Below are 13,728 nucleotides of genomic sequence, written 5' to 3'. Positions count from 1 at the left end.
TGGCTAGTCGCCTGTGTGCCAGCGCTTGGCAGCGGCTTGATCTGAGGCGCGCGCGTCTACCCAGCGCTCACCTTCGGGGGTGGTTTCACGCTTCCAGAAGGGGGCGCGGGTTTTCAGAAAATCCATAATGAAATCGCAGGCTGCAAAGGCGTCGCCCCGGTGCGCCGAATTCACGCCCACATACACAATTTGATCTGCCGGGTGCAGCTGGCCTACCCGGTGCACAATAATCACCTGCGCCAACGCCCAACGCTTGCCAGCATCTTCGGCAATGGCGTGCAGGGTTTTCTCGGTCATGCCCGGGTAGTGCTCTAAAAACAATCCGCCCACTTGGCTGTTGAGGTTTATCTCGCGCACAAGGCCCGTGAAGGTGACAATGGCGCCCACCGCCGGGCAGTCTTGCTGCAGTTGCCGGTAGAGCGCGGCAATGTCGAAATCTTCGGTTTGAACCTTTACCTGTATTTTCATCCGCCAGTTACCGGGGGGAAGAAGGCCACCTCGTCGCCATCGTGCACAGATGTCGAGAAATTGCCCATGGTTTGGTTGATGGCAACCAGCAGATTTTCGGCACTCAGCGGTGTTTGCCAGTGGGGGTGGTTTGCGATGAGCTGCGCGCGCACCTCGGCTGCGGTGGTGATCTTGTGCGCCTCAAGGCTGAGGGCGTCTGTGCCCAATTGATCACGCAGGCTTGCGAAAAATTTAACTTCAATCATGGTGGGCCTCTGTGTCTGCCACATAGTGGCCGCTTTTGCCGCCGCTTTTTTCCAGCACCCGCGCGCCGGTTATCACCATGTTTTTATCCACCGCTTTGCACATGTCGTAGAGCGTCAGTGCCGCCACCGAGGCCGCCGTGAGGGCTTCCATTTCCACACCTGTTTGCCCCACCAGTTTGCAGCAGCTTTCAATGCGCACGCGCGAGCGCTCGGGCTCGGGGGTGAGTGCCACTTTAATGTGGGTGAGCATAAGCGGGTGGCACAGGGGAATGAGATCGGCGCACTTTTTGGCGGCTTGAATACCGGCGATGCGGGCCACTGCCAGCACGTCGCCTTTTTTGTGGCCGCCCCCGGTAATGAGGGCGAGGGTGGCCGCTGCCATGCAAACATAGGCCTCGGCGCGCGCTTCACGCTGGCTGTTGGCCTTGGCGCCAACATCCACCATATGTGCTTCGCCTTGGGCGTTTAAATGTGTGAGTTTTGCCACTGGGCCTCCTGAGTTTTGCGGTGAATTAACCGAGCAGCAAGCGCTCGAGGGTGCGCAGGTAGATGCAGTGCAGTTTGTCGAGATCTGCCGCACTGACGCACTCGTCCACTTTGTGGATGGTGGCGTTCACCGGCCCCAACTCCACTACTTGCGAACCCGTAGGCGCAATGAAGCGGCCATCGCTGGTGCCGCCGGCGGTTGAAAGCTCGGTTTTCCGGCCCTCCACATCTTCAATGGCGCCCACAATGGCATCCACCAGTTCGCCCTGGCTTGTGAGAAAGGGCTGGCCTGAAAGGTTCCACTCTACCGCGTAATTCAAACCGTGTTTTTTCAAAATGGCTTCGGTGCGGGTGCGCAAAATATCTTCGGTGACTTCCGTAGAGAAGCGGAAGTTAAACACGATTTCCACTTCACCGGGAATCACGTTGGTGGCACCGGTGCCGCCGTTGATATTAGACACCTGAAAGCTGGTGGCGGGGAAGAATTCGTTGCCGCCATCCCACATTTCGGCTGCCAGTTCAGTAAGCGCCGGGGCCATGGCATGAATGGGGTTATCGGCCAGGTGCGGGTAGGCCACGTGGCCTTGAATGCCTTTTACGGTGAGCTTGGCGCCCAGCGAGCCGCGCCGGCCATTTTTAATGACATCGCCCACCTTGTGGGTGGATGATGGCTCACCCACAAGGCAGCAGTCGATCTTTTTGTTGTTGGCCTGCAGCCATTCCACCACTTTTACCGTGCCATCTACCGCCGGGCCTTCTTCATCACTGGTAATCAGAAAGCCGATGCGCCCCGGGTGACTGGGGTGCTTTGCTACGAAATCTTCGCAGGCGGTAACCATGGCGGCCAGGCTGCCTTTCATGTCGGCAGCGCCGCGGCCATAGAGCATGCCTTCGTGCAATGTGGGCTCGAAGGGAGGGAAGCGCCACTGGCTCTCGGGGCCTGTGGGTACCACATCTGTGTGGCCGGCAAAGGCCAGCAGCGTGCCGCCGCTACCGCGCTCGGCCCAGAAGTTATCTACCTCACCGAAACGCAAGCGCTCAACGTGAAAGCCAATGGCTTCAAGGCGCGCGATCATCATCTCCTGGCAGCCCTCATCGCGAGGCGTGACAGAGGGGCGGGCAATCAAGTCGCAGGCCAGTTGGATTGTGGGAGAGCTCATGGGCGATCCTTGTGACGTAGTTTGGTTGTGCGGCGAATGCCGGCACAGCAGATTTATTTTAACGCGCAAGATTTCAATCTTGCGAGGTGGCTGGGGAGTACCTGCTATTTGCTTTTGCTATCGGGCTCGTGGCCGGCGCCTACGCCGCCGCGCCTGCATAGACGCATTTACGGCGTACCCCGGCAGTAGATTCCAGCAGAGCCTGTGGCCAGGGCTTGCCAACCTTTCGTCTGGCAAGCCCTGGATTGACACGCAAATGACGCAATCATGGCGCAACCCGGCAAGGAAGAAAGGATGGCCTGACCGATCAGCGAGCCTCTAGCAAGTGGCGCAGGGAATTTTTCACCGCGCGGGCCTTAGTTGTTGGCGTGCAGCGCCTCGTTAAGGGCAATTGCGGTTTTATTGGTTTTGCATTCAATGGCGCCGGTAAGCGAGTTGCGGCGAAACAGCAAATCGCTCTGGCCTGCCAGATCGCGGGCCTTGGTTTCCTGTACCAGCTCGCCCTGATCGTCCAGTAAACGCACTTTGGTGCCTGCGGTAATGTAGAGGCCGGCCTCTACAATGCAGCGATCACCCAGTGGAATGCCAATGCCGGCGTTGGCGCCCAACAGGCAGTTGTCGCCCACAGAAATCACAATATTGCCGCCACCAGACAGGGTGCCCATGGTGGAACAGCCGCCGCCAAGGTCTGAACCTGCGCCCACGTAAACGCCTGCTGAAATGCGCCCCTCAATCATGCCCGGGCCTTCGGTGCCGGCATTAAAGTTCACAAAACCCTCGTGCATGATGGTGGTGCCTTCGCCCAGGTAGGCGCCCAGGCGCACCCGCGCGGTGTGGGCAATGCGCACACCTTTGGGCACTACGTAGTTGGTCATTTTCGGGAATTTGTCTACGCAGGCTACGTCAATCACGCGGCCCTGGGTGCGCGCCTTGAGCTGGCGTGCGGGCAGCTCGGCCAGATCTATGGCGCCTTCGTTGGTCCAGGCCACATTGGGCAGCACGCCAAACATGCCATCGAGCTTGGTGCCGTGGGGTTTTACCAATCGGTGCGATAACAAATGCAGCTTTAAATAGGCTGCTGGCACATCGGCCGGTGCTGCGTCTTCACTCAGCAAAACGGCAACCAGTGACTGGTTTGATTGGCTGAGGGTTTGCAGCGCCTGAGCCAGTTCTGCATCGGCAGTTGCCAGTGTATCGGCAAGGGTTGCAGCTTGCTGTTGGCTCATGGCGTGGCTGCCGGGGGTGCTGAACAGGCTATTAACGGCCTCTACCAGCGCGGGCGAGGGGTTGAGCCTGGGCGCCGGGTAGAAAACTTCCAGCCATTGGCCATTTGCATTGTGGGTGCCTACACCCAATCCAAGTGCGTAAAGAGACATGTGGTATCCCGAGTTGAGTTCTTGGTAAATGTGTTGTGTGTTTCTAGTTATGTGTTTCTGGTAATCAGGTGTTGAACAAGGCCTGGTAGTGGTCGGCCTTAAAGCCCAGGTGCCGCTTGCTGCCGGTGTCCAGTAGCGGGCGTTTGATCAATGTGGGGAATTCCACCAACAAAGGCGCCGGATTGGTCGGGGCCTGTGCCTGCTGGTCGGCAGTCAGTTGCTTCCAGGTGGTGCTGCGCTTGTTGATCAGCGCGCAGCCCAGCTCCTCAAACCAGCTTTGTGCCTGTGTCTCGGTGAGGCCGTCTGCGCGGAAATCGTGAAATTGGTAGCTAATACCTTGGTCGTCCAGCCACTTGCGGGCTTTTTTTACGGTGTCGCAATTTTTAATGCCGTAGAGGGTATTCATCGCAATTAACACGGGTTGTGGATTCATAAAGGGCCGCAAGGATACCAGAGATGCCCCAATCCTGCATGGCCAAAGGCCTGGCCATAGGGTGCCCGGCTGCGGATTGGGGCCGATCAGGGCGCTTGTGATGTGGTAGCAAGTGATGGGGCTGAATAATTTACGGGCTTTAATAACCAATCAAATAACCGCGTAAAAGCCCCTTAAACAGCTTTGTTCTAAAGCGCGGGTATTTCTTTACTTAAAATTGTAACCAGCGTACAAGTTCTTCCGGTCATAGAGGTGGCAGCTATTCTCAAGAGGTAACACAGGACGTGACACAGCCCATGCACAATTTAAACCGCACTGATTCAACACTTAAGCAACAGGTTGCTGTTTCTTTATCGCACAAAGGCGCCTCAACCGGCCAGGGCCTGCGCTACAAAGTGGTGTTTTGGGGGCAGGGCTGCGAGGGTGTGAGCCGCAATGCGCTGGCCAAGGCATTCGCGCGCCAGTTCAAAATCCGAAGCCTTAACAGGTTGCGCCACTATTTCACCGGCCGCTTGGTTGTGCTGAAAGACGGCCTGCCAGAAGCCCGTGCGCGGGCGCTGGTTGAACTTATCAAATCACTTGGTGGCGAGTGCCGTATGGAACAGTGCGGCTGCCTGCAACTGCAAGGCGAACCGGCACGCCGCCAAACGCCGTCTTTTTTGCAAAAAGACTTCGACCCATCCCAACTGGCGCTGGCGCCGCAAGTACAGGAAGCACCCACAGCTGCAGCGGGCGTTGCGCGCCGCAACCCGTTTGAGGCGCGCGATTTGTAAGCTAGGCCTTCAGTGTTTTTTTAGCCCGCTTGCGGTTGGGGTAGCACCAGCGGCACAGCGGGCAAACGGTGCCATCGCAGCCGCGCGCCGTGCAGTATTCGCGGCCGTAAAAAATGATCTGCAAGTGCAATTTATTCCACTTTTCTTCGGGGAACAGGCGCTTCAGGTCTTTTTCTGTTTGCACCACATTCTTGCCCGAGGTGAGGCCCCAGCGCTGGGCCAGGCGATGAATGTGGGTATCTACCGGAAAGGCCGGAATCCCAAAGGCCTGGCTTACCACAACGCTTGCGGTTTTGTGGCCAACGCCCGGTAGCTCTTCGAGCAGTGCCAAATCTTGCGGTACTTCGCCATGGTATTTTTCAACCAGAATGCGCGATAAATCTGAAATGGCTTGCGACTTGCGCGGTGCAAGCCCGCACGGGCGCACCACGGCTTTTATGTCTTCAACTGGTACGTGCATCATGTCGAAGGGGTTGTCTGCCAGGGCCCAGAGGCCCGGCGTTACCTGATTGACGCGCTCGTCTGTGCACTGGGCCGAAAGCAGCACCGCCACCAATAAAGTGTAAGGATCTTTGTGATCCAGTGGCACGGGCGTGGTGGGGTAGAGGCGCTCCAGTTCATCCAGTACCTTTGCAACCCGTTCAGCTTTTTTGGGGGCAGCTGTTGGGGCGGCCATTAACTGCCTGCCTGTACAAAGGTTTTAATGCGGCGCGCGGCGGCCAGGCATTGGTCTAGCTCTGCAACCAGGGCGATGCGCACATGGCTGGCGCCCGGGTTGCCGGTGGCGGTATCGCGGGCGATGAAGCTGCCCGGTAACACCGTAACGTGTTGGCTGGCAAACAGGTCGCGGGCGAAGCGGGTATCTTCGCCTTCAACTTTCGGCCACAAATAAAAGCTCGCCTCAGGCAGCGAAACATCCAGGCAGCCGGCAAGCTCGCTCAGCACTGCATCGAATTTTTCGCGGTAGCGGGCCCGGTTGTCTGCCACGTGCTGTTCATCTTGCCAGGCGGCAATGGAGGCCAGCTGGTTGGGCACCGGCATGGCGCAGCCATGGTAGGTGCGATACAGCAAAAACGGTTTCAGAATTTCGGCATCACCGGCCACAAACCCCGAGCGCAGCCCCGGTAAATTCGAACGCTTTGACAGCGAGTGAAAAACCACACAGCGGCGGAAGTCTGTGCGGCCCATGGCTTCACAGGCTTGCAGCAGGCCCGGTGGAGGCGCATCGAAATACAGCTCTGAATAGCACTCGTCGCTGGCGATAACAAAATCGTATTGGTCGGCCAGCGCAATCAATTTTTTAAAGGTGGCAATAGAGGTGACAGCGCCAGTCGGGTTGCCGGGGCTGCACACAAACAGCACCTGGCACTTGCGCCATACATCCGCCGGTACGGCGTCGTAATCGGGCAGGTATTGATTGTTGCTGTCGCAATTTAAAAAGTGAATGCCGGCACCGGCCAGAAACGCTGCGCCCTCGTAAATTTGGTAGAAGGGATTGGGGCTCACTACCAGCGCATCGCGGGTGCGATCTATCACGGCTTGCACAAAAGCAAAGAGCGCCTCGCGCGTACCGTTTACCGGCAGTACCTGGGTTTCAGCATCCACATTGCTTAATTGAAAACGGCAGGTCAGCCACCGGGCGATGGCCTGGCGCAATTCGGGCAGCCCCTTGGTGGCGGGGTAGTTGCCCAGGCGCGCCAGGTTGTCGGTGAGTGCCTTTAGCGCAAAGGCCGGTGGCAGGTGCTTGGGCTCGCCAATGCTCAGGGCAATGTGCGCGATATCGGGCGGTGTAAGGCCCTGCTTTAAGCGGGCCAACCGCTCAAAGGGGTAGGCCTGCAGCTGTTGTAAATCGGGGTTCATGTGTGACTCTTTGCGTGTGTTTTTATCTGTGCGCTTAGCTTTGCTGGCCTACTATGTCGTCCAGCGCTTTGCAAATGCCCGTTTGCAATGCTTCGCACAGCGCTGGGTCGGACAGTGGTTGGCCATCGCGATCGGTAATGAAGAAAATATCTTCAACCCGCTCGCCCAGGGTGGCAATTTTGGCGTTTTGCAGTTGAATGCCGTAATCCAAAAATACCCGCCCAATGGCGGCGAGCAGGCCCGGGCGATCGGGGCTGATGACCTCCAGCACCGTGGTGCCGGCCAGTAGATCATTGCTGATCATGGTGCGTGAGGGCATGGCGAAATGCTTCAGCACCCGTGGCGTGCGGCGCTGAATAATATCCGGGTATTCGTCTACCAGCGCCAGTTCGTCGTGCAGTGCGCGGCGAATGGTATCGAACCTGTCGTGGTGGGTGGGCTCGCCGTTTTCGTCGAGCACAAAGAAGGTATCGATGGTGTAGCCGTCGGTTGAGCTGTAAATGCGGGCGTCCTGAATATCCAGATGCAAGCCCGAAAGCGCGTTGGCGGCGGCGGCAAACACGTTGTCGCGGTCTTTGGTGCGCACGAAAATCTGGGTGGCGCCCTCCATGCCGTTAAAGCGGCTTTGGCGAATCAGTACCAGCGGTTCGTCGCTGCTGTGGCAGGCGATGGCCTCTGTGTGCCAGGCGATATCCAGATGCGTTTCGCGCAGAAAATAATCTTCCCCCATGTCGCCCCAGAGTGCGCGCACCTGTGGCTCTGAAAAGTTTTTGTCTTCCAGTTTTCTAATGGCCGCCTGTTGGGTTTCTACAATCATTTCCTGGCGGTCGATGGGGTTTTCAAGCCCGCGCCTTAGCGCGCGCTTGGTTTCCAGGTACAGCTGGCGCATCAGGCTTGCACGCCAGGTGTTCCAAAGGTCGGGGTTGGTGCCGTTAATGTCGGCCACGGTGAGCAAATAGAGGTAATCAAGGCGCAACTGGTCGCCCACAAGCAGCGCAAATTTATGGATGACATCCGGGTCTGAAATGTCTTGCTTTTGAGACACAGCAGACATCAACAGGTGCATCTCCACAAGCCAACTTACCAGGCGCGTTTCGCGCCCGCTTAGGCCGTGGCGCTCGCAAAAGGCCTCGGCATCCACTTTGCCTAACATCGAGTGATCGCCACCGCGGCCCTTGGCGATGTCGTGGTAGAGGCCGGCAATGTAAAGCAGCTCGGGCTTGGCAAGCCGCTTCATGATGTGGTGCGCCACCGGGAACTTTTCCTGCGCCTGGGGCAGGCGGAAGCGGCGCATGTTTTTCATGACCAGCAGCGTGTGCTCATCTACGGTGTAGATGTGGAAGAGGTCGTGCTGCATTTGGCCTGTGATTTTGTCGAACTCCGGCAGGTAGCGGCCCAAAATGCCGTAGCGCTTCATGCGTTTCAGTTGGCGCACCAGGCTGTAGGGCGAGCGCATCAGCTCCATGAACAGCGCGGCGTTGTCTGGGTCTGCGCGAAAGGCTTCGTCTACCAGGTGGCGGCACTCGCGGATCAGCCGGATGGTGGATGCGCGCACGCCGAGAATGCGTTTGTCGCGGCCCATGAGCACAAAAATTTCCAGCAGCGCGCTTGGGTCTTCCTCAAATACTTTGGTGTAGGCCGCCTCAATAAAACCGTTGCGCAATTGAAAGCGCGCATTGATGGGCTCGACATTTTGTTGCTGGCCGCTTTGTAAAATGGCTTCACTCAAAAATTGCAGCAGCACATCGTTGAGCTCTTGCAGCGCCTGCACAATGCGGTAGTAGCGGTGCATAAACTGCTCGATGGCCAGCCGCTCGGCGGTGTCTTGGTAGCCAAACAGCGTGGCCAGTTCGCGTTGGTGGTCGAACAGCAGCCGCTCTTCGCCGCGCTTGGCCAGCATGTGCAGGCCATAGCGCACGCGCCACAAAAACTCTTCGCCGGTGAGTAAAATGGCGAACTCTTCCTCGGTAAAAAAGCCGCGGCCCTCCAGCTGGCGAATAGTGCGCACGTTAAAAAAGCGCTTGGCCACCCAGCCAATCATCTGGATGTCGCGCAGCCCGCCGGGGGCGTTTTTTACATTGGGTTCAAGGTTGTTGGAGGAGTTGTCGTACTTGGCGTGGCGCTCTTGTTGCTCTTGGAACTTGGCTTTAAAAAACGCATCGGGCGCCCAGATTTTATCGGGCCCTGTGCGCGCCATCAGCGCCTCGCGCAGGCCGGCATCGCCGCTGAGTGTGCGGCTTTCCATAATGTTGGTGGCCACGGTGATGTCTTGGGCTGCGATTTCCACGCACTGCTCAAGGGTGCGCACGCTGTGGCCGATCTCCAGCCCGATATCCCACAGGAAGGTGAAGAAGCCTTCGATGGCGTCCAGATTCGGGTCGCGCGCCTGCTCTTCGTGCAATAGCAGCAGGTCTACGTCTGAGGCCGGGTGCAGCTCGCCGCGCCCATAGCCGCCCACGGCAACCAGGCACACGCCGCCTTGCCAGTTAAACTGGTGCCAGGCGTAATGCAGAATGAAGTCCACAAAGTGGGCCTGCTCATACACCAGTGTGCGAATGTCTTCGCCCTCGCGGAAGCGGCGATCAAAGTTGACCTTGGCGGCGTGCAGGGCATCTTTAAAGATGGGGATGGGCGCGCCGTCTGCCAGGCGGGCCCGAAAGTGGCTTTGGTCAAAAAAGAAGGGGGTGCGCTCAAAGTAGGGCGTATTTTTCACTTAGAACGACTCTTCCTTGCGCGCAGTTAACACTTCCACACCGTCTTTTGTGACTGCCAGTGTGTGTTCCCATTGGGCCGAGAGGCGGCGATCTTTGGTGATCACCGTCCAGCCATCGCCCAGCAACTTGGTGCCGGGCTTCCCGGCGTTCACCATGGGCTCGATGGTGAAGCACATACCTTCTTTGAGCTCCATGCCGGTGCCAGCCGTGCCGTAGTGCAGTATTTGCGGGTCTTCGTGGAAGACATCGCCAATGCCGTGGCCACAGTATTCGCGCACAACCGAGTAGTAGTTGCTCTCAGCGTGCTGCTGGATAATGGCGCCAATGTCGCCCAGGCGGCAGCCGGGTTTTACAAGCTCGATGGCCTTGTACAGGCATTCCTGGGTAATTTGAACCAGGCGCTGGGCATGGGAGGGCACGTCGCCCACAAAATACATTTTGGAGGTGTCGCCGTAGTAGCCGTCGTAGATTACTGTGACGTCAATATTGATGATGTCGCCCTTTTTCAGCACTTTTTTGTCTGATGGGATGCCGTGGCAGATCACTTCATTGACCGAGGTGCACACAGATTTGGGGAAGCCCTTGTAGCCAAGGCAGGCCGGGGTGGCCTTTTGCACGTTGACGATGTGATCGTGGATCAGTTTGTCCAGCGCTTCGGTGGTGACACCGGGCACCACGTGCGGCTCAATCATTTCGAGACACTCGGCGGCCATGCGGCCGGCTATCCGCATTTTGGCAATTTCGTCGGGGGTTCGGATGGTTGCGGACATTGTAATAGGGGTTCCTTGACTGCATTAAAGGTGCCCGTGAGGGCGCAAAAGGCGGCATTGTACCCCATAATTGTAGGCCTCGGCAGGTGGCCCGGGCGTGCTTTTTCTTTGCCTTTGCACGCGAGTGTGGTATAAAGCGCGCCGCTGGAACGATCTGGCGAAATTACTTTAACGTCACACATGGTCCGTCACGCTTGACCTGGGTGCCTTAAAGCCTTGATTTGCAAGGCTTTGGGGTTGGTCAGTGGGGGTCATGGAGGCTCAACCCGAAAGGAAACTGTTATGTCTCAAGTAAGCATGCGCGAAATGCTGCAGGCTGGTGTGCACTTTGGCCACCAAACCCGCTACTGGAACCCGAAGATGGGCAAATACATCTTTGGTGCCCGCAACAAAATTCACATCATCAACCTCGAGCACACTGTGCCGGCCTTCAACAGCGCCCTAGACGCACTGAAGACCATGGCTGCCCAAAAGAAGAAAATTCTGTTTGTGGGCACCAAGCGCGCGGCGCAAAAGGTGATCAAGGAGCAGGCTCAGCGCGCTGGCCAGCCCTATGTTAGCCACCGCTGGTTGGGCGGTATGCTGACCAACTACAAGACCATTCGCCAGTCAATCAAGCGTCTGCGTGATCTCGAAGGCCAGAGCCAAGACGGCACCTTTGACAAGTTGACCAAGAAAGAAGCTCTGATGCGCACCCGTTTGATGGAAAAGCTTGAAAACTCCATTGGTGGTATCAAGGAAATGGGCGGCCTGCCTGATGCACTGTTTGTGATCGACGTAGACCACGAGCGCATCGCCATTCAGGAAGCCAACAACCTGGGTATTCCTGTGTTCGGTATCGTTGATACCAACAGCAACCCAGACGGTGTTGACTTTGTTATCCCCGGTAACGACGACGCCATTCGTGCGATCAAACTGTACGTAACTGCGGCTGCCGATTCCTGCCTGGAAGGCATCGCTGCGAGCGGTGCTGCTGTTGTAAACAAAGACGAGTACGTAGAAGCAAACGAAGCTGCGGCTAAGTAATTTCGCGTCTTGTCGCTGTGCACACCTTGGGTGTGCACCATGAAAAGGGGGCTTGGCCCCCTTTTTCCCATGAACAGTTATTTAATTTAAGAGGATAGGTTTATGTCAGCTATCTCCGCTTCAATGGTAAAAGAACTGCGCGAGCGCACCGGTTTGGGCATGATGGAGTGCAAAAAGGCACTGGTTGAGTCTGAGGGCGACATCGAGCTTGCCATCGATAACCTGCGCAAGGCCTCAGGCCTGAAAGCCGCCAAGAAAGCCGACCGTACCGCAGCTGATGGTGTGGTTACCGTTAAAGTTGCAGAAGACGGCAGCTACGGCGTGTTGGTTGAAGTTAACTCTGAAACCGACTTCGTTGCCCGCGACGAAAACTTCCTGGCGTTTGTTGGCAAGGTGGTTGATAAGGCCTTCGCTGAAAAGCAGTCTGATGTTGCAGCCCTGATGGCAGGTGAGCTGGAAGATGCCCGCTCGGCACTGGTACAGAAAATCGGTGAAAACATCGGCGTGCGTCGCATTGTTGTAATCGAAGCCGCCGCAGGCGTTGTAGGCGCTTACGTTCACTCCAACAACCGCATTGCGGTAATCACCGAGCTCAAAGGCGGTGATGTGGAGCTTGCCAAAGACGTGTCTATGCACGTGGCCGCTGTTAACCCGCAGGTAGTCAACCCCGATCAGGTTGCGCCCGAAGTGGTTGAGAAAGAAAAAGACATCATCAAGGCCCAGCCAGACATGGCCGGCAAGCCTGCTGAAATCGTAGAGAAGATGATGGTTGGCCGTATCAACAAGTTCCTGAAAGAAGTGAGCTTGACCGAGCAGGCATTCGTTAAGAACCCTGAGGTGACCGTTGGCAAGCTGGTGAAAGACGCCGGCGCCGAGGTGGTTTCTTTCACGCGCTTTGAAGTGGGTGAGGGTATCGAGAAGGCCGAAGTAGACTTCGCTGCCGAAGTTGCCGCACAGGTTCAAGCTTCAAAAGGCTAAACCCTGTGAAACCCTCGGCTCCCGTGGGCTGAGGGCGTTGTAAAAGAAGAGGTTGGGTGTCGCACCCAGCCTCTTTTTGCTGTTAAACTGCCACGAATTTTTTGAGCGCGGAGCAGACCATGGCCAGTAGTCGGGACAAAAAGTACAAACGCATTTTGTTGAAACTCAGCGGTGAAGAGCTGATGGGGCAGGAAGGGTTCGGTATCGACCCTAAAGTGCTGGACAAAATGGCGCTGGAAATTGGTCAGTTGGTAGGGATTGGCGTGCAGGTAGGCCTGGTGATTGGCGGCGGCAACCTGTTTCGCGGCGCGGCGCTCTCGGCGGCGGGCCTGGATAGGGTCACCGGTGATCACATGGGCATGTTGGCCACTGTGATGAACGCCCTGGCCATGCGCGACGCCTTGGAGCGCAGCAATATTTCCTCGCGCGTGATGTCTGCCATTCCCATGAGCGGCATTGTTGAGCACTATGATCGCCGCCGCGCTATCCGCTTCCTGAAAGGCGGCGAGGTGGTGATTTTCGCGGCCGGCACCGGCAACCCCTTCTTCACCACCGATTCTGCAGCCTGTTTGCGCGGTATTGAAGTAGAGGCCGATATCGTGCTTAAGGCCACCAAAGTGGATGGCGTCTACACAGCCGACCCAATGAAAGACTCCAGCGCCACCAAATACAGCCAGCTCAGCTACGACGAAGTGCTGGATAAAAAACTTCAGGTTATGGACCTCACCGCCATTTGCCTGTGCCGCGAGCACGACATGCCGGTGCGGGTTTTCAAAATGAACAAGGCGGGGGCGCTATTGAATATCGCCGTGGGTAATGACGAAGGCACCCTCATAGAAGAAACGAAAAAAGGGGAAGAACAATGATTGAAGATATTAAAAAAGATGCCGACAGCCGCATGCACAAAGCCATTGAAGCGCTGGGCAACAACTTCAATAAAATTCGCACAGGCCGTGCGCACCCAAGCCTGCTGGATTCCATTCAGGTTGATTACTACGGCTCCAAAACGCCGCTGAGCCAAGTGGCCAACATCTCTGTTGAAGATGGTCGCACCTTGTCGGTATCGCCCTGGGAGCCAAACATGGTGCCCGAGATCGAGCGTGCCATCATGAAATCGGATCTGGGCCTGAACCCGTCTACCGCCGGCAGCGTGATTCGCCTGCCAATGCCCGCACTGACCGAGGAAACCCGCAAGGGCTTCACCAAGCAGGCCAAGGCCGAAGCGGAAAACGCCCGTGTGTCTATTCGCAACGTGCGCCGCGATGCGCTGGCGCAGGTAAAAGGCCTGGTGAATGATAAGGAAATCGGTGAAGACGACGAGCGTCGTGCGGCCGACGAAATTCAGAAAATCACCGATAAGTATGTTGCTGAAGTCGATAAAGCGTTGGCGGCGAAAGAACAGGATCTGATGGCAATTTAATTGCCTGGAGACTTGTGTG

15 protein-coding genes are annotated in these 13,728 nt (G+C 57.0%); 5 read left to right on the top strand and 10 right to left on the bottom strand.

The genetic code is table 11. The annotated features are described in order from the left end of the window. Positions 1–3: 3 nt before the first annotated feature. From moaE to L1F30_RS11340, 6 genes are all read right to left on the bottom strand, one after another. Positions 4–468 carry a molybdopterin synthase catalytic subunit MoaE gene (gene moaE, locus L1F30_RS11365; RefSeq protein WP_253356201.1) on the bottom strand — a complete coding sequence of 155 codons (465 nt, stop codon included), beginning with the start codon at positions 466–468 and terminating at the stop codon, positions 4–6. After that, positions 465–713: a molybdopterin converting factor subunit 1 gene (gene moaD / locus L1F30_RS11360; RefSeq protein WP_253356200.1), complete on the bottom strand. Its 249-nt coding sequence runs from the start codon at positions 711–713 to the stop codon at positions 465–467. The genes moaE and moaD overlap by 4 nt, the downstream gene beginning before the upstream one ends. Then, positions 706–1,200 (bottom strand): cyclic pyranopterin monophosphate synthase MoaC, encoded by a 495-nt coding sequence (gene moaC, locus L1F30_RS11355; RefSeq protein WP_253356199.1) that lies wholly within the window; start codon positions 1,198–1,200, stop codon positions 706–708. Before moaC ends, moaD begins: the two co-directional genes overlap by 8 nt. Positions 1,201–1,225: 25 nt before the next feature. Continuing rightward, a complete protein-coding gene (gene dapE, locus L1F30_RS11350) occupies positions 1,226–2,359 on the bottom strand; it encodes a succinyl-diaminopimelate desuccinylase (RefSeq protein ID WP_253356198.1) in 1,134 nt (377 codons plus the stop codon). Positions 2,360–2,715: 356 nt separating this feature from the next. After that, positions 2,716–3,735: a 2,3,4,5-tetrahydropyridine-2,6-dicarboxylate N-succinyltransferase gene (gene dapD, locus L1F30_RS11345; RefSeq protein WP_253356197.1), complete on the bottom strand. Its 1,020-nt coding sequence runs from the start codon at positions 3,733–3,735 to the stop codon at positions 2,716–2,718. A 64-nt stretch (positions 3,736–3,799) separates the two neighbouring features. After that, positions 3,800–4,141, bottom strand: coding sequence for an ArsC family reductase (locus L1F30_RS11340; RefSeq protein ID WP_253361821.1), 342 nt, complete (start codon positions 4,139–4,141; stop codon positions 3,800–3,802). Between the two features lie 323 nt (positions 4,142–4,464). Between L1F30_RS11340 and L1F30_RS11335 the strand changes: the two genes are divergently transcribed. Beyond that, positions 4,465–4,941 (top strand): hypothetical protein, encoded by a 477-nt coding sequence (locus tag L1F30_RS11335; protein WP_253356196.1) that lies wholly within the window; start codon positions 4,465–4,467, stop codon positions 4,939–4,941. Between the two features lies 1 nt (position 4,942). Here L1F30_RS11335 and nth read toward each other — a convergent pair whose 3' ends face one another. The 4 genes from nth to map are packed head-to-tail and all read right to left on the bottom strand — an operon-like array spanning position 4,943 to position 10,285. After that, entirely contained in the window at positions 4,943–5,617 is a 675-nt protein-coding gene (nth, locus tag L1F30_RS11330; RefSeq protein WP_253356195.1) for an endonuclease III, read from the bottom strand. Beyond that, positions 5,617–6,801: a succinyldiaminopimelate transaminase gene (gene dapC, locus L1F30_RS11325; RefSeq protein ID WP_253356194.1), complete on the bottom strand. Its 1,185-nt coding sequence runs from the start codon at positions 6,799–6,801 to the stop codon at positions 5,617–5,619. The genes nth and dapC overlap by 1 nt, the downstream gene beginning before the upstream one ends. Positions 6,802–6,835: 34 nt before the next feature. Further along, positions 6,836–9,514: a [protein-PII] uridylyltransferase gene (locus tag L1F30_RS11320; protein WP_253356193.1), complete on the bottom strand. Its 2,679-nt coding sequence runs from the start codon at positions 9,512–9,514 to the stop codon at positions 6,836–6,838. Continuing rightward, positions 9,515–10,285 carry a type I methionyl aminopeptidase gene (gene map / locus L1F30_RS11315; RefSeq protein WP_253356192.1) on the bottom strand — a complete coding sequence of 257 codons (771 nt, stop codon included), beginning with the start codon at positions 10,283–10,285 and terminating at the stop codon, positions 9,515–9,517. A gap of 282 nt (positions 10,286–10,567) precedes the next feature. Here map and rpsB point away from each other — a divergent pair, with 282 nt between their 5' ends. The 4 genes from rpsB (at position 10,568) to frr (ending at position 13,709) form a co-directional block, all read left to right on the top strand. Next, the gene (gene rpsB, locus L1F30_RS11310; RefSeq protein WP_253356191.1) at positions 10,568–11,311 is read left to right on the top strand and encodes a 30S ribosomal protein S2; all 744 of its coding nucleotides are present in this window, start codon (positions 10,568–10,570) and stop codon (positions 11,309–11,311) included. A gap of 102 nt (positions 11,312–11,413) precedes the next feature. Beyond that, positions 11,414–12,289, top strand: a complete 876-nt coding sequence (gene tsf / locus L1F30_RS11305) for a translation elongation factor Ts (RefSeq protein ID WP_253356190.1) — start codon at positions 11,414–11,416, stop codon at positions 12,287–12,289. 119 nt (positions 12,290–12,408) lie between these two features. After that, entirely contained in the window at positions 12,409–13,155 is a 747-nt protein-coding gene (gene pyrH, locus L1F30_RS11300; RefSeq protein ID WP_253356189.1) for a UMP kinase, read from the top strand. Further along, positions 13,152–13,709 carry a ribosome recycling factor gene (gene frr, locus L1F30_RS11295; RefSeq protein ID WP_253356188.1) on the top strand — a complete coding sequence of 186 codons (558 nt, stop codon included), beginning with the start codon at positions 13,152–13,154 and terminating at the stop codon, positions 13,707–13,709. The genes pyrH and frr overlap by 4 nt, the downstream gene beginning before the upstream one ends. Positions 13,710–13,728: the final 19 nt, after the last annotated feature.

The sequence above is a fragment of the Simiduia sp. 21SJ11W-1 genome, assembly GCF_024138675.1.
Lineage (GTDB): Bacteria > Pseudomonadota > Gammaproteobacteria > Pseudomonadales > Cellvibrionaceae > Simiduia.
This window is presented reverse-complemented; position numbering and strand designations above follow the sequence as displayed.